The organism is Nostoc sp., assembly GCF_036917235.1.
Classification (GTDB): domain Bacteria; phylum Cyanobacteriota; class Cyanobacteriia; order Cyanobacteriales; family Nostocaceae; genus Nostoc.
In genome coordinates, this window is the sequence record NZ_JBALDU010000035.1 from 169,626 (window position 1) to 185,676 (window position 16,051).

General features: G+C 40.2%; 17 protein-coding genes. 7 read left to right on the top strand and 10 right to left on the bottom strand.

Translation table 11 applies throughout. From position 1 onward, the window contains the following. Positions 1 to 36: 36 nt before the first annotated feature. Together V7K44_RS12840 and V7K44_RS12845 are read left to right on the top strand one after the other, a co-directional pair. Positions 37 to 519 (top strand): pentapeptide repeat-containing protein, encoded by a 483-nt coding sequence (locus tag V7K44_RS12840; RefSeq protein ID WP_334931947.1) that lies wholly within the window; start codon positions 37 to 39, stop codon positions 517 to 519. A gap of 139 nt (positions 520 to 658) precedes the next feature. After that, positions 659 to 1,042, top strand: coding sequence for a DUF4346 domain-containing protein (locus tag V7K44_RS12845; protein ID WP_334931949.1), 384 nt, complete (start codon positions 659 to 661; stop codon positions 1,040 to 1,042). A gap of 89 nt (positions 1,043 to 1,131) precedes the next feature. Here V7K44_RS12845 and psb32 read toward each other — a convergent pair whose 3' ends face one another. After that, complete coding sequence (gene psb32, locus V7K44_RS12850; RefSeq protein WP_334931951.1) at positions 1,132 to 1,869, bottom strand: photosystem II repair protein Psb32; 738 nt, start codon at positions 1,867 to 1,869, stop codon at positions 1,132 to 1,134. A 627-nt stretch (positions 1,870 to 2,496) separates the two neighbouring features. Here psb32 and surE point away from each other — a divergent pair. From surE to V7K44_RS12870, 4 genes are all read left to right on the top strand, one after another. Then, positions 2,497 to 3,177, top strand: coding sequence for a 5'/3'-nucleotidase SurE (gene surE / locus V7K44_RS12855; RefSeq protein ID WP_334931953.1), 681 nt, complete (start codon positions 2,497 to 2,499; stop codon positions 3,175 to 3,177). 179 nt (positions 3,178 to 3,356) lie between these two features. Continuing rightward, the gene (locus V7K44_RS12860) at positions 3,357 to 3,980 is read left to right on the top strand and encodes a hypothetical protein (protein ID WP_334931955.1); all 624 of its coding nucleotides are present in this window, start codon (positions 3,357 to 3,359) and stop codon (positions 3,978 to 3,980) included. A 504-nt stretch (positions 3,981 to 4,484) separates the two neighbouring features. Then, positions 4,485 to 4,997: a DM9 repeat-containing protein gene (locus tag V7K44_RS12865; protein WP_334931957.1), complete on the top strand. Its 513-nt coding sequence runs from the start codon at positions 4,485 to 4,487 to the stop codon at positions 4,995 to 4,997. 165 nt (positions 4,998 to 5,162) lie between these two features. Continuing rightward, the gene (locus V7K44_RS12870; protein ID WP_334931959.1) at positions 5,163 to 6,002 is read left to right on the top strand and encodes a tetratricopeptide repeat protein; all 840 of its coding nucleotides are present in this window, start codon (positions 5,163 to 5,165) and stop codon (positions 6,000 to 6,002) included. A gap of 374 nt (positions 6,003 to 6,376) precedes the next feature. Here the strand turns inward: V7K44_RS12870 and V7K44_RS12875 are convergent, their stop codons facing one another. Next, positions 6,377 to 7,099: a hypothetical protein gene (locus V7K44_RS12875; protein ID WP_334931961.1), complete on the bottom strand. Its 723-nt coding sequence runs from the start codon at positions 7,097 to 7,099 to the stop codon at positions 6,377 to 6,379. Between the two features lie 537 nt (positions 7,100 to 7,636). Continuing rightward, positions 7,637 to 8,020: a hypothetical protein gene (locus tag V7K44_RS12880; protein ID WP_334931963.1), complete on the bottom strand. Its 384-nt coding sequence runs from the start codon at positions 8,018 to 8,020 to the stop codon at positions 7,637 to 7,639. 770 nt (positions 8,021 to 8,790) lie between these two features. Between V7K44_RS12880 and V7K44_RS12885 the strand changes: the two genes are divergently transcribed. Continuing rightward, the gene (locus V7K44_RS12885) at positions 8,791 to 9,243 is read left to right on the top strand and encodes an Hsp20/alpha crystallin family protein (RefSeq protein WP_334931965.1); all 453 of its coding nucleotides are present in this window, start codon (positions 8,791 to 8,793) and stop codon (positions 9,241 to 9,243) included. A 136-nt stretch (positions 9,244 to 9,379) separates the two neighbouring features. On the opposite strand, the gene V7K44_RS12890 is transcribed toward V7K44_RS12885, so the two are convergent. The 7 genes from V7K44_RS12890 to V7K44_RS12920 form a co-directional block, all read right to left on the bottom strand. Then, positions 9,380 to 11,560 carry a CHASE2 domain-containing serine/threonine-protein kinase gene (locus V7K44_RS12890; protein ID WP_334931967.1) on the bottom strand — a complete coding sequence of 727 codons (2,181 nt, stop codon included), beginning with the start codon at positions 11,558 to 11,560 and terminating at the stop codon, positions 9,380 to 9,382. A 193-nt stretch (positions 11,561 to 11,753) separates the two neighbouring features. After that, complete coding sequence (locus tag V7K44_RS12895; protein WP_334931969.1) at positions 11,754 to 13,715, bottom strand: FHA domain-containing protein; 1,962 nt, start codon at positions 13,713 to 13,715, stop codon at positions 11,754 to 11,756. Next, entirely contained in the window at positions 13,712 to 13,915 is a 204-nt protein-coding gene (locus tag V7K44_RS12900; RefSeq protein ID WP_334931971.1) for a DUF6760 family protein, read from the bottom strand. Before V7K44_RS12900 ends, V7K44_RS12895 begins: the two co-directional genes overlap by 4 nt. Next, the gene (locus tag V7K44_RS12905) at positions 13,858 to 14,241 is read right to left on the bottom strand and encodes a hypothetical protein (protein ID WP_094347971.1); all 384 of its coding nucleotides are present in this window, start codon (positions 14,239 to 14,241) and stop codon (positions 13,858 to 13,860) included. Before V7K44_RS12905 ends, V7K44_RS12900 begins: the two co-directional genes overlap by 58 nt. Before the next feature lie 266 nt (positions 14,242 to 14,507). After that, positions 14,508 to 14,855 carry a hypothetical protein gene (locus tag V7K44_RS12910; protein ID WP_181931614.1) on the bottom strand — a complete coding sequence of 116 codons (348 nt, stop codon included), beginning with the start codon at positions 14,853 to 14,855 and terminating at the stop codon, positions 14,508 to 14,510. A gap of 11 nt (positions 14,856 to 14,866) precedes the next feature. Beyond that, on the bottom strand, positions 14,867 to 15,361 hold the full coding sequence (locus tag V7K44_RS12915) for a phage tail protein (RefSeq protein WP_322686407.1): 495 nt from the start codon (positions 15,359 to 15,361) through the stop codon (positions 14,867 to 14,869). Positions 15,362 to 15,383: 22 nt separating this feature from the next. Beyond that, positions 15,384 to 15,839: a phage tail protein gene (locus V7K44_RS12920; RefSeq protein ID WP_094331970.1), complete on the bottom strand. Its 456-nt coding sequence runs from the start codon at positions 15,837 to 15,839 to the stop codon at positions 15,384 to 15,386. Positions 15,840 to 16,051: the final 212 nt, after the last annotated feature.

Consider the following 16,051-nt stretch of genomic DNA (forward strand, 5'->3'; position numbering starts at 1 on the left):
AGCGTTGATGTTGTAAATAAGTTCAGGAAAATATTTATGAATCGCGATGAGTTGATTAGAAGATATGCTGCTGGAGAACGTAACTTCGCTCTAGTTAAATTTTCCGATCCTGGCTTGGACGGGATTGACCTGAGTGGCACTGACTTGACTGGGAATAATATGGAGGAGTTCTATCTTGCTCGTGCTATTTTGAAGGCAGTTAGTTTAGTTAATGCCAGATTGTTTGAAGTTTGTCTGAATAGTGCCGATTTGACCGAAGCCGATCTTAGAGGATCAGACTTGCGACGTGCCAGTATCAATGTTGCTAACTTGACTTATGCCGACCTAAGAGGAGCGAGATTTCATAACACTAGCTTCTATAAGGCTAATTTGATAGGAGCTAACTTGAGCGGAACTGATTTGGGGGGATGCGATTTCTGGGAAGCTAACTTGACTGGAGCCAATTTGGAAGGATCTAGTCTGCATCATACTAATTTTCGTAACACCATTATGCCAGATGGCACTATTCGGAATAGTTGAGTCTAATTCTCTAATTTTCTTTTAAGTAAAAGGAATCAAAAATATCTGAAAGATATCAAGAAGACTAAGGAAGATAGGAATTACACTTGATATAGAGTGTAAAAACCCTGAAAAAAGAAATTTCCTTTTTATAATGCTTATGGATTTAATACTTGAAGATTTAGCCGCAATTGATGATAAGCTTTCCCAGCGCCATATTGACCTCGATCCCGGTGGATATTTCATTATTTACTTAGATCGAGACGCAGGATTAATTTATGCCAAGCATTTTACAAATGTGATTGACGATCGCGGTTTAGCTGTCGATCCCGAAACGGGAAAGGTAATTCCGGCGCGACAAAAGGTAGAACGAACTCACATGACAGTTTTTAGCGCAAGGACGGCGAAAGAACTTTGCGTGAAAATTTTTGAAGAAACTCAGCCCCCTCCTGTAACTCAATTAGATCATGCAGCTTATTTGGGTCGAGAATTTGTCCGGGCTGAGGTAGCTTTAGTTACAGGGCAAGAGTATGTTCAAGATTAAGCCAATTTTAGATTTTAGATTTTAGATTTTAGATTTTTCTTTCAATCCAAAATCCAAAATTAAAAATCTAAAATTGAACAACTCTCCCATTACCCATTAGATGAAGGCTGATTTATCTGATAGATATAGTAAGTTGCCATTGGGATAACGGTGGCAGCAATTAACAATCCTACTACCCAAGCAGTAGCATTACCTTGGTTGGTTTCTTCTGCTTTCTTGTAAGTGCCTCCAACCTGCACATTATCAGTTATTTGGGGTGGCCCTGGATCGGTTTTGCCAGAGAGAACGGCGACAAGGCGATCGCTTGCATCGAGAAATGCCTGATTGTATTTGTCACCATTGCGTAACGGCACACTTACTGTTTCAGTAGCTACACTCTCGGCAATAGAGTCAGTAAGAATTGGCTTGACTTGATCCCCAGTAATAATGGCGGTACCATTGGTAACTGTATCAAGAACCAATAAAGTTTGATTAGCTTGGGCTGCTTTTGTCGGAAACCATTTTTCAAACAGTTCTTTAGTAAAGCTTTCTGGTGTTTCGCCGTAGTCTAGTCGGCGAACAGTAACAATTCTGACTTCCTTATCTGTTTGCTTTGCCAAATCCTTAAAAGCGCTGCTAATCTTGCCTTCATTTATACGGCTGATAACTTCACCTTGATCCAAAACCCAGGTGTCATTTCCTGCTGTCAGGCTAGGTATTTGATATACACCTGTGGCTGAAGCAGGTGTGGCAAACAGCGAGGCTGCGAAAATAACCGTCACCAAAGGTAGAATTAGCCGTATGAGGTGTCTTTGACTGCTAAAAACTTGTTTGAGGAGCTGTTTCATCGTGTGATCCCTAAGACAGACTTGCACCAAAAATACTACAGAACCACTGCAAAAATCACCTCGTTCCCGATTTTCTTCAGTGTAAAATTTCTGATATTCCCAGCAAATATGTATATTGTACGGGATTTTTGATTACACAAAATTCTTATGAGAGCAGGTGCAAACAATTAACCTGACACTAACTGTCTTGCTAGTGACAGGAAATACCGCCCATTTTGGGAATTAACCCAAATGCTGAGGGCGGAATTTGCAAACCATCTAGAAATCATATCGTATGATTCATATTTTGGTTCAGCAACGCCATATTTTTTCATATCTGCGAGTAGCTTTTCCTGACGTACTCATTAGACATCTGAGTGAAAAAGGGCGTTGCATATTTGCGGGATGATTTTGCTAGTTTTGTGGGATGGGCAACATGAGCGTCCCTTGTATTTCAGGGCGCTCGTGTCGCCCACCTACAAGAATCATCCCTTGATTCAGCAACGCCTGAAAAAGAATGTCAAAACGTTATACTGCTACGTCTCTACAAGGGTTCTAGACAAGGCATATTTAGTTTATATAAATGTCTATGTGATGGTTGATATCTGCATTTTTCTGATATTTTAGCTAAATCAATATCATATATACATGACTATACTTTTAACTAACGACGATGGCATTGATGCCCCTGGTATCCAAGCGCTGCTCAAAGCTGTAAATGGCAAAAATTCTATTATCGCGGCTCCTGCCGATCATCAGTCTGGCTGTGGACATCAAGTTACTACCACTCGTGCTATCAACCTCCAGCAACGTTCTGAGACTGAATATGCGATCGCAGGTACTCCTGCTGATTGTGTGAGAATTGCAATAACACAAATTCCCGCAGATGTCAAATTTGTCCTTTCAGGTATTAACGCTGGGGGCAATTTGGGAGTCGATGCCTATATTTCTGGCACAGTAGCCGCCGTGCGAGAAGCCGCGATGCATGGGATTCCCGGAATTGCCATTTCTCAGTATCGCAAAGCCAAACAGGATTTTGATTGGGATCTGGCTGCCAAATTCACTGCTGAAGTTTTAGCGGATTTACTCAAGCGTCCCTTAGAGGCAGGAAGCTTCTGGAATGTGAATCTGCCGCATCTGCAACCAGGAGAACCAGATCCTGATGTAGTATTTTGCCAAGCCTGTACGAAACCTTTGCCCGTGAACTATCGAATTGAAGGCGATAACTTTTATTATGTAGGGGAATATGGCAAACGCGATCGCACTCCTGGCAGCGATGTAGATGTATGTTTTTCTGGCAATATCGCCGTCACCCAGTTAAGAGTTTGACATTGGCCATCAGTCACTAGTTAACTGCTACCACCTTTTAGTGGATATTGAGGAGAGCTTGCAGGGCTATTAATTAATCTTATGGGTATGTGGTGCGATCGCGATCGAAATTTTCAAGGATTTGAAATCTGGTAAAGTTTCAATGGTACTGAACACTAATTTCAAAAAAGGAGAAATATATGCAATTTCTCAAAATTGTTCTTGTCGCTCTCGTATTGATGGTGAACCTGCTAATCGCTCAACCCTCTTGGGCAGGTAAGGATTTCACTAAGGGAGCTGACTATGCTGAGGTAACTCAGGCGCTCAATCAACTTCTAACTGTAAAGAATACACCTGAGCAAGCTGGCTATACACCTGAGCAGTTCCAGCAGCGACTGGCACAATTGCAGTCTCAGAAAAATGTCATAGAAACAGCTAGAAAGCGGGCGCAGTGCCGCAATGAAACTGGAAAGACATTGGCTGTCTATGCCAATAAACCAAAAAAATCTCCAACCCAACTCTACTTCCTGGGCGCAGGAACAATCACCGATGATGATTGGGATTGCGATGGCATTTACTTACCCGCAGGTTCTCAAGTGGTTTTAGGCCCAAACGCTCAACCACAAGAACTGACTGAACCCATTGCTGTTAAATTTGTCGATGGTACACAGTCTCTTGCTAGAACCAATCTAGCCACTGGTGCAATTGAATTGAATGTTGAACCTGCCAAAGTATTCAAGGCGGGTGAGAGTACTTGGTTGCTCCCTACTTTTTCCCAAACGGATATCGATACGCAAATTCCCACCCCACAACTCATTGACTAATCTCATTTAGATAATTCAACTTTTATGCGGTAAGGAATGAGGATTAAATAAGATCCATAATTGAATGGCAGATGGCATCAAGCCTTAGAGCTGATTCGTAAAGAAAATCTTAAGGATACTCAGATCGTTACGAGGTCTGAGTTTCAGCGAATAAGTGCTTTATTGACTTAAATTCCTGAAACCTTTACAAGACAAGTACTTTACTTGAGTTTACAAATTAGCTCTTACGCTTTTCTTGCCAATCAACATAGAAAAAGAGAATTGTAAGCGTTATATAGCTAATAGCCCAAGGCGTACCAGTTCCCCAGCCGAAATTAATAAATGTAACTTTTCATGTTTTATTTCCCTAAAGGATAATAAAACATGAAAATATTAAAAACCAGTATTTATAAAGTTTGATTTTTCATATTCTTGCGTTATTTTGCGTTTTATAGAAATTCAGTAACAACTATCAAAAATGGGAGTTTATTGAATATGCAAGTGAAAGCACTCGCAACAAATTTAATGAAATTTAATCGGATCGCTACACTCCTAGCAGTTGGAATAGCGGTTTCTATAGGAATACCTTCTTTAGCGGCTGTTTCAAAAACTCAGGTGAAACCGAGTATTAGTAATTCTAGTCGTTATATTACAGGTGGAACTGAGGATAATGGTAGAAACACATTGTATATTTGCTCTACCAAGGTTGATGGAGAATATACACCTGGAAAATACTATCCACCAAATCAAAGGTGCTACGTTTCATGGGGAGGTAAAGAATATTCCTACAAATCACCTCTCATATTGTACAAAGCTAATAGCTGGACATGGGGAAATTTTCCGGGGTATATTGTTGGTAATAATGTTGCTGGTGGCACTGAGAATAATGGTAAGAACACATTATATTTTTGCCGAGCCAAGGTTGATGGAGAGTATACACCAGGGAAATACTATCCACCAAATAAAACCTGCTACATTCCTTGGGCTGGACGAGAATACATATACAGGAGCAATTTCCAGATTTTATTTGCAAACTAAACTGGTTCTTAGCAAATATCTATACCTTTCCATACACTAGTCGATCCAAGGGTTGAGGGTTACTCCTTGTATGCTAAATTTGGGTGATTTTTAGCACTACAAAAAGTGAAGTGTTCTTGTCGCACTCGCTCGTATTTAAAGTCAATATGTATTTAGTGTTTTCCAGTGTTAAATAAAGTAATTCAACTTTATGAAGAAGAACTTGCTGTTTTAGAAAAATCTACAAAGGTATCAGAAGAACAAATTCTGCGGGTTCTCACTCAGTGCGATCGCGTTCATAAATTATTACGCGATACTAGTGATATTTCAGAGCATATCCTCATAAAATTGTTTTTTTTAGATACTCGTTTAAAGAAACAAGCGAATAAAATTAACCAACAGATACAACTAGCTGACTGGCGTGCAAGTTTGGAAGTACCAACAACATTTTGGTGGTGGTCTTTGCAATGTGAAAACCATCGCTTAGACCAATTTGACTGGCTGTGGAATGCACTAACAATCGCTTCATTAACCGCATCTGTGAGTTTAGTTGTGGATATTTCCACTCGTTTTTTAAGTGGAGGTACAAGTCTGATAAGTTCTTTTGCTATTATTTCTCAAAGTGTCTTAACATTGCTTACGGCTGGTGGTGTACTAACTCAAGCAGGACGCATAGGAGTAGAAAAGTTGCTGTTGAGTGTGGGAATTAAAACCGATCTGTGGCAAGAAACCAAACTAGGAATATCAGCACTACTTTTATTCAGTTTAATTATATTTAAAGTTTCCCTTCCCAAGATTGCTGAACAATATAATCAACAAGCTTTAACAGACTATGAGGCTCAGAACTGGGATAATGCCATTTCTAACTATCAAAAATCAATTAATCTTGATGCAGATAATGCTAAGGCCCACAGACAGTTAGGACTTATTTATGAACAGTTACAAGATTTAGATATGGCTTACATGATATCTGTCCAAACAGCCCTCCAGATTGGCAATAATATTTTTGAGGCGTTGCATAATTGAAGTATGAATTCAAGCGATCGCTGCATAGGGCGAAACTACTCACCTTCAATAATTGATTGAGATACCTAAAAGCCCAGCTAGAGATGACTGGGCTTTTTTGTATGCGATCTCTACTTTAAGAGGCTGTGACGCTCCTACGTCGCTAACATTACGCTATCGGTATCGCTCTCTTTTACTCTAAGAATTGGGGGCGATCGCTGTACTGTTACTGAATTTACATTAATACAATTTTTATCCGTTGCTTGAAATTTCCTGTGACTTTGAGTCAATTTTATTATCAAAATTCCAAGTGCAAAAGTAGTTATAAATAAACAGAATAGATATTACTATAATTTTCATAATATTTGCAATCTTATCCTGCATTCAAAGTTTAATCAAGACGATCCTTGATTTTTGATTTGTTTAGATGTAGCTTCCATAAAGTCAATAAAAACTTTTATGAGCTTATGAATTCCCTCGCTACCTCCTGCAATTAAACCTCCTGTCAGCAATGCATCTAAACAACGGAAAATAACTACTTGTATGGGATTATCTAAATCAATAACTACAAGTGGCTCAATTGAGCGAATACCTATTGCGCTCATTAAGAGACCGAATAAAAGAGATGTCCATAGAGCAATTATCCGTGTATCAGATTTATAGGCTGTTTTTTGGCGCTCTTTTTCATTTATATCATCCATTTGTGGCTTGAATATTTTTAATGGTTCTTTTTGGTTTTGTGTAAAATTTTGGATGATTTGCTGTTCTAAACTCATTCCTTCAGGCGGGAGTCCGCTGATTTGATTAGATTCTAATAATTGGCTCTGTTGTACTTCCATAAGTCTTATCTTCTCAGACAGTAGAGCCTTTTTTTGCTGAATGCTAATATCTAATTGTTCGACGAATGGGCCACGCCAAGTAGTTATAAAAACTTCTAAAGAACGCTCTAGCAATAAAGAAATAAATAATTGTAATGTGAGTAGTTGGACAATATCATTAACTCCAAATGGTTTTAAAACAAATGGTTTAGATGATAACCAAGTTGATAAAGTTACTACTAAAAAACTAATAATAATTAATACAATAAATAGAGGAGATTCTGGAGAAAGCTTTAGCAACGTATTTATACTCCTGTTTCGCGTCACAATATCTATAGCGGTTCTCGACAAGCGTAAAGTACAATTTTGACCTCTCTCCTTTTAGGAGAGAGGTCAAAATTGTACTCCCCTTCCCGAAGCGGCAAGGGGGTTAGGTCTATTTGCATACCTGTACCTCACCGGATTCAAAATGGCCATAACACAGCCTGGAGGTGAAAACTACACCTGCTGAGTAACTTAACAACGTTAATTTGATAGAACAGTAAATAATTTATGACCTGTCCCTTTTTTCTAAAAGTGTGATGAGTCACGCCGTTGTGGGAGCAGAAAGCATTCCAGTGCTACTGTGCATGGGACGACGCTAGAGCAAGTAGCAACCCTAGCACCAACTAAAAACCCCTCCAAGGTGTTGGAGGGGTGAAAGTAATTTTTGCTAATGCGATGATGATTAGGGGGAGACAGCAGCTTTTCCTGCTCGGTTACGCATTTTCTTGTCAAAGCAACCAGATGATAGTACAGCATTTTATAAATCCATTACGAACCTCTGCAAGTCTGTACTTAGTAAGATAAATTATTAGTGCTATCGTTTGATGTCAGCTGCGACTCAACAGCGTTTAGATAACCTTTATGATTCAAAGCTTGTGCTGGTAACTTTTTAGTGTTCACAGCACTCTTAACTACATTTAATGCAGTCAGGTTTCCTGTTTGGTATTGAGACACCAAAGCGCTACCGCTAGGACTACCCTGTGCTTTCAGATTACTTTGATAAGCTACAAATGCAGCATCAAAGGGTTTGAGGTAGCTGACGTTAGATGAATTGTTAGAATTGATAGCTATAGGTTCGCCACTATTGTTAGTAGCTATTTGAACGCGACCGATTCCAGGCAATAAAGCAATAGAAGTAACAATGAGTACAGAATCAATCAAGATAGAGAGTTTCATGGCATTATCCTTAGTTATAGTAAAGTGCAATTAGTCTTCTTGAGTAATAGAGTCTTATTTTTTATCTGTCTTAACTTCCTGCACCCGGTTCACCTGAACGGTTGATTTGCTCCTCACCCATTCGGGTGATTTAATTGAGCGCATCCTACGGTTCATTCAAAGTTGCTAAGACCCATCATCTGATAAGCAAGAACAGCAGTATCAAAGGTTTTGAGGCAATTGATATCTGTAGAATCGTTGCGTAAAGTATTAGATTTAACAGCTGTGTTGATTGATGTGCCACTTTTGCTATGAGTAGCTATTTGAGTCCTAGCGATTCTAGATAGGACACTAGAATCAAGAATGTGTGCAAAATTAAGTGGGGGAAAGAGTTTCATTATTGATGCTGTGTTGGTTAATAAATCGGGAGTAAAGTTCAAGACAAACTTGAACAGATATATATTTAACTGAGGTTATCTAAAAATTTATGCAGCGCTGTTACTTAGTTTTAGGCATAGCCCAACTGAGGTATCGTATTTCTGCGCTATCGCTTCAACAGCAGATTTATTGATTTAGTATAATTGAATTTAATTTGTCTATTCTGGTTTACCGAACAGACAAATTAGAGTAAACCGTAAAATTTTTTCTATCTAATTTGGTACGGTAATCATCAATTAGTTGGTGTCAAAAACCGAATTTACAGCAGCTTTAACTTTACCTAATATGAATATCTAAGTACAAGGTTAAGTGCAAAACTTATTAAACAATAGTAACTAATGCGAGGAAGAGTTATGACAATAGTTCGTTGGAATCCTTGGAGAGAAATTGACACTCTACAGCACCAAATCAATAGTTTATTTGAAGATACCAGACTACCATCTGCATTGTTTGACAAAAGCTTAACTAAAGTTCCGGCTGCTGAAATCCAAGAAACTGAAGATGCGATTCATCTGAAGATAGAACTACCAGGGATAGAAGCTAAAGACCTGGATGTACAAGTCACAGAAAATGCTGTTTACGTTAGCGGTGAGCGGAAGTCCGAAACGAAAAAAGAGGAAAAAGGTGTTACCAGAAGTGAGTTTCATTACGGTAAATTTCAACGCGTAATTCCTCTATCTGCTCGGATTAAAAATACTGACGTTACGGCAGATTATAAAGATGGCATCTTGAATCTAACACTGCCTAAAACTGAGCAAGAAAAGAATAAAGTTGTCAAAGTGAATTTGGAACAATCTGCTAACTAATGATTTGCTTGCGATGTCTACGACGGGCTACGCCTACGCACTACTTTACCTGCAATAATTGATTGAAATAGTTAAGAGCTTGGTCACTTACATGACTAAGCTTTTTTCTAAGCAATTTAGCGTTGATAAAAAAGTACTAAAGACCTTCGAGATTTTTAAGCACGTCTCCGGCTGACTGATATCGTTGAGTGAAGTCGAAATGTACCATTTTATTTAAAATAATAACCAACTCGTCTGTAGCGTCAGTGAATTCGCGCCAATGTTGCCAAATCTGTTGATTAGCATCAGTTTGACTTTGGATAATTATTTCACCAATATTTGTGTCTCTACGAAACTCTCTAGGTTCTACCCCAGTTAAACCTTGTATTCCCATAATTCCCAACGCATAAATATCGCTGTTGAGTTTTGGCAACCCACTCATTTGTTCCGAAGGTGCATAACTAGGAGTGCCAATTGAAATTGTCTGAGCTTCTTGCTGCTGGGGTTGAATCTGCTTAACAGCGCCAAAATCAATTAAAACAATGTGCCCATCTGATTCTCGCCTAATTAAGTTACTAGGTTTGATATCTCGATGGATTACGCCATAGCTGTGAACAAAAATCAACACGTTTAAAACTTCTTTGAGTATTTCCACAACTTCAGCTTGTTTTAGTCGCTTCCCAGCAGTTAGTTCTTTATCCATAGCGTGCCCTCGAACAAATTCTTGCACTAGGGAAAATTGCCGATTTTCTTCAAAAAAAGCTAGCAGTTGGGGAATTTGTGGGTGCTTACCCAAAGTTTCTAAAATTTCTGCTTCCGCGTCGAATAGGCGTCTGACTACATTTAAATATTCTGCATCTTGGCGGGGAGGTCGCAACTGTTTAACCACACACTGCGGATTACCAGGACGCTGGATATCGTCAGCCAAATAAGTATTGCTAAATCCCCCAGAACCCAAGGGTTGAGTAATTTTGTAGCGGTTATTTAGTACCGTTCCTAGTGCAATTTCTTGCCCAATGGAATCAACAATTACCGTTGGCGCTTCATTTGAGGCGTTGCCACGCTGCCGTAAAAGACCTTGCAATTCTAGAATTAATTGTTGGTGTTCTTGAACCCGTTGGGTAATTTCTTTTTGCTCTTGCTTGGTTTGATAAGCACTATAGGCAAGGACACTGCCGGCGGTAAATACTAACCCCAACGCCGGAGGTATGACTGGGAACCATCCAGCTTGGGTAAAAATGACAAAATTGGCTCCAAATAATACTGCCAGGGCTGTTGCTGCTGCTAATCCTAAGCCTAGCGGATGTTGAATCCGCCATACCAGCAACCCACCAATTACAGTCCATCCCCATATCCACAGGACTTTTCCCCACTCAGGCAAAAACCAAAATAGAGGTTGTTTGTTCAGAACAGCACTGAGAATTTGACTAACGCTGTGGGCATGAATTTCAATTCCGGCCATTTTGCCAGAATTATCTGACTTCCCGCTAGCAAAGGGCGTATTAAAAATATCATTTAAACTATTGGCTGTTGAACCAATCAAAATAATGCGGTTTTTAACTAAATCTGGTTTAACTTGATTTGCAAGTACTTCTGTAATAGTTACCTGCTGGGCAACTTGATGACCAGAACGGTAGTTAAGCAGGATTTGGTAGCCATTGGTATCTGCTTTCTGATAACCGCCAGCGTTACTTTGCAGAGGTTTAAATACAGTATTACGTAGTTGTAGTTCCTTTTTGGGCGTAAATTCTAGTTGGATGCCTCCAACTTCTAAATATTTGAGCGCTAGTTGTAAGCTAAAAGAATAGGTACTTTGACAAGAATCGGATTCTTCTGCACTTACCAATAAGAGGTTGCGGCGAATTGTGGCATCAGTATCTTCTACAACATCATTAAATCCTACTCGCTCTGCTTCAACGCCCTTTGGAGGGGCTATTCCCGGATTGTTAGAACCAGAATGTTTGCAAATAGGAATGATGATATCGCTCTGTTGGAGGCGTTGCAGTAGCTTGTCATGACCAGGCGGTACTGGTAAGTCACGAAAAATATCTAGACCAATGACTCGCGGTTGATATTCTTCAAGTTTGCCTAATAGCCGGTCTAGAAGTTCGCTAGACAGGGGCCAATTCCATTTTTGGATATCTTTTTCACTTAAAGCAACAATCAACAAACGAGTGTCTGGGCCTGGGTCGGCACGTAATTGCATCATTTGGTCGTAGACCTTCATTTCTAGAGGCTCGAAAACCCCCAGTTTTTGAATTCCTACTAGTAAAATTGTAGCGATCGCACTTGAAAGAATAACTGGCTGTCTAAATAAACTTTTAAAATTTACAACCATTTTCTTAAATACATTTTACTTTAAAATATACGTATATTTTGAGATTAAATTTTATTATTGAAATTATTCTACGCAATTTGCAACTTTTCAAAAAATATAGTAATCATATTTTACTTTTAAACACCAAAATGCTCAAATCCCCGACTTCTTTAAAAAGTCGGGGATATTTTTGTTCATAACTCATTTAGAATTACTATATGTGTTTCAGATAATGCACAATCGCCTCTGCTGTTGACAAGTTAGTAGCCAATAAAACTTGATTAATAGTGCATAATCTTAACAGTGCTTCTTCATTTGCTTGACCTGGCTGAGGTTGCAGTAAATCTCGCAGGAAAATAACTGCTACAATTTCTCCGGCTCCAACCAATGAAGCAATTGTTTGATATCCTCCAGAAGTTGGTGCGGGGGTTTGTTGACTAATTGTTATCCCTGCCTGCTGATGTAAGACTTCACTGACAGATGGCCAGGTAATTGTGAAACTCTGCGCGAAAAATTCTTGATGCTGAGAAACCAATTCAGCAAGTTCTGATTTCTTGCTTTCATGAGCAATCAGTACTATATTTTTTTCAATGATTGCTTGAGGAGACTCACTGACGTTTGTTTCTTCTGAAGTTTCATCAGGTTGAGTTACTTCTGCTTCAGAAATTTGTTCAATAGTTTGACTGAGGTTCTCAGTAACTCCACTTTCTGTTGTTTCCAAAGATTGAATATCAGCTGAGTCAGAAACTTCACTTACTGGTGCAGAAACATCATCAACATATACATTGGCTTCTTCAGTACTTGTATTACTCAAATCAATGTATTGATTGCTTAAAACTTCCGCAACGGCATCATCAGGTGCAGTTGATGCTTCAGAAACTTCGCTGATTGTTTCATCCACCGCAGAAGTAGGTTCTACTTCGTCAACATCTGCACTATCTGCTGCTGTAACTGACGCATCCCAATCTATCGCTTCATCAATGATATCCTGTGTAACTTGGCTTAATGCTTCTGGTGGCTGAATTTCTGCGTCTTCAACAACTTCACTGCTTTCTTCTGCGACTGGCGTATCCAAATCTACGACTTCATTATGAGTAGCTTCGGGAATGTCACTTTCTGACTCAGATATTTGGTGGAAAATATCGCGTGGCTGTACGGAGGTGACTTCTGCTGCAAGTGCTGCTTCCAACTCTGCATTCTCATCAGAGGTTGCTTCTGGAATAGCACTCTGTGCAGGAACTTCGTTGAAAATATCACGTGGCTGTACAAAGGTGACTTCTGCTTCTAGTGCTGCCTCTAACTCTGCATTCTCGTCATCGGCAGTTTCTGGAATAGCACTTATATTACGCTGTTGTACGACAGTAGATTCTGTCACCCGTGCTGCTTTAAAGTCTACAGCCTCATCGTGGTTAGCTTCTGGAAGGACACTTTCATTTTCGGGAGTTTCAATGATGTTTTCAGGTGCAGCGATGGCGTCATCAGGTTCAGGCAAAGAAACTTCTGAAGCTTCGCTGACTTCTGGAACTTCGACTTCCTCACTATCGGCGCTGACTTCTGGTGTAACTAATGTCCGCAAATCCACAATTTCATTACGCACATCGTGTCGAACTTCGCTAACTGCTTCTGGTGACTGAATGATGTTTTCAGGGGCGATTATCTCAACAACTGGGATGACATCATCAGGTTGAGTCGAAACAACTTCTGAAATTTCGCTGATTTCTGGGGAAGGTGTTTCTATTTCTTGGCTAATAGGCGCTGGATTAACGACATTGGGAGTGCTGATATTTTCAGGCGATCGCGGCCGAGAAAACAGTGAAGGATCTATAATTCTAAAGACTGTCTCTGCTTGCTCATAGGCGGGAACAACTGCTTCCAAAATCAAAACATAATCTGCAATCCGAATAATATCTCCATCACTCAAAGAATATAGTCGATCTTTTTCAGCTTGTTTTCCATTAACTATTGAACCATTTCGACTGCCAAGGTCAGAGAAGTAGTAATTTCCACCTTTAACAAAAAACTTAGCATGGACTCGACTGATATCAGGGCTATCTAAAAGTAAATCAGAATCAGGAGAACGACCTATTAGCCATTCTCCTCTCGTTGGAGTTTCTGTGGTAAGGTCAACTTCATTGACTTCACTTAAATTTGGTGAGTAGCTAACTTTAACTTTCATATTAATTTTTGGTTAATTTTATTGATTTCTGCCACCCAGCGCTGACGGGTAGTATGTTCTAAATTTAAAATATCATCTTGTGACCAGTGGAAATGATAAGCAATAAAAGCTACCTCCTCATATAAAGTATCAGAGGGGTAGCTTACGACTCCCCCGCTAGTTCTAGCTCCACTGAAAATTGAGTATTGCAGTGCGGACATTGTGTCGGAATGTGTACATTACCTTGTTGATTAATTCGATTGTAAAATTCTCGGAGATAGGCAATGTCATGTAAGAGTAGTCCTTCGAGTAAATCAGGACTAACAGAATTGAAACTGCCCAAGCGAGTGATAACCCTTGCAAGCATTACCAAAACACCGTAAGCCGGATTTTCTTGAACTTTGCGTTCTTGTTGCACCAAAATTTCATCTTTGGCGGTGGCTAAACGCATCACCCCATGACGATGTACTCGTTGTTCGCCATCACTCAATCCTCTAGGAAGAGTGAAAGCAAATTCTGTGCAGAGAGTATCCTTTTTACGGCGCATAGGTTATTGAATTTGGGCATTGGGTATGAGTCTCTGACTGGTTCCCAGCCTGAAGGCTGGGAGGCGGAGCCTCCTTTTTGTTGACAAGAGGTAGAACCTCTGCGAATACATTCCTAGCCTCCAGGCTGGGAACGAGGCTAATGAGGCTTTATTTTTTGTTTTCCTGCTCCCTGCTCCGGTTACTGAGCGGAGTCGTACCACTTCGTGGAAGCAAGCTACGCGCAGCGTCTTGTAGAGAAGTATGCTCCCCATTCCCAATGCCCAATTCAATTATGAAGAAGTGCTTCGGGAGAATTTACTGTATCTTCTGGTATGGAAGTTTCGCCTTCCAATCCATTGATTCGACGGTAAAAATCTTGGAGGTAATTTAAATCTTGGGAAAAAAAGTTTTCCACGATTGCCGGGGTCACTTCTGATAAAGCACCCAAGTGGGTAATCACTCGCGCCAAGATAATAATTGTGGCATAAACGGGATTCGCTTTAACACGTGGGTCACGCAAGGGTGCAATCTCGTCTATCGCCGTTGATAACCGCATTACACCTTTGCGGTGGAGGTTGCCTTCAGAGTCTAGATACCCTTTTGGCAGTGTAAATTCAAACTCTGTGGGAAACATAATCCTCCTAATTACTTCACGCGTTTAAATTCCTCAAAAGCAACCTCCACCTCCTCAATTTCGATGTCATGGCTGCGGGCGTTGACATCGGCAATTTTGTAACTCGCAGGCCAAGCACCGGCTAACTCAAATCTAGCGACTTCTTGATTTGCCTGATTATAAATAGACAAAGCAACAAGTCTACGTTGCTGAGACCAATTACCCTTTTCGACTTTTTCAAACCACTTCCAAAAATCCATAGAGTTAGTGGTTCCTCTACGCAGAATGAGATTACCACTCTTGGGATTACTAGGAAGCTTAGTTCTCACCACCTGACCTTTTGATTGCCCTTTTGTACCCCAGGTTTGAGAAGTGACTTCAGTAATTTCAATAACCTCTTGTGTTCTTTTAAAGCCTTGACACTCCAAAAAGAAACAATTGGCATCATTTTGACCTTCTAATGTCAGTTCTAAATAGAACCGATGGGCTGTCAGAACTTCTGGAATTCGGCTTGCGGATTGTACCACTGTTAATTACTGCAAATGCTAATTATTTGATCCTTTTAATTCCTTCGTGAACCAATTCAACTGTTTCATTTGCCATATCACCACCAGAGGCTGTTAAGGTAGGCCCGGTGTATTTACAGGGATAACAATTGACAATGTTCCAGCGTGCTTTTTCAGAGCCTTGTTGGTCGTAAGCAACCACTGAGCCAGTCTTACGATTCTGTGCCCACTTCCGAGGGTCGCCCATGTCTTCGTTACAATCTTGATACCATTTATAAAGGTCTATATCATCAGTGGCGATGACTTTTACTGTAATATTGGTAAATTTAACAACAGTTGGTGTAGCTTGACGCATAAGTTTAGCGCCCTTAGATGAACCGTGGACTTCTTGCGCTGGTGTATTTTCAACGCCTAGTCCGCTAATTTCTTTGATGAATTTATCAGTAATTCCGTCAGCCTCGAAGTAAAATTTACAAGAGGTTAAAAATTCGCCTGCCATACTTTTAGACTCCTTTGTGTGTAGTTAATTTGGGAATGGGAATGGGAATGGGGAAGCAGAGGAGCAGCACTTCGACTACGCTCAGTGACCGGAGCAGAGGAGCAGCACTTCGACTACGCTCAGTGACCGGAGCAGGGGAGACAAGGGGGACAAGGAGGACAAGGAGGAATTATTGAAACTCTCTGCTTTGTCTCCCCCTTCTTCCTTGTCTC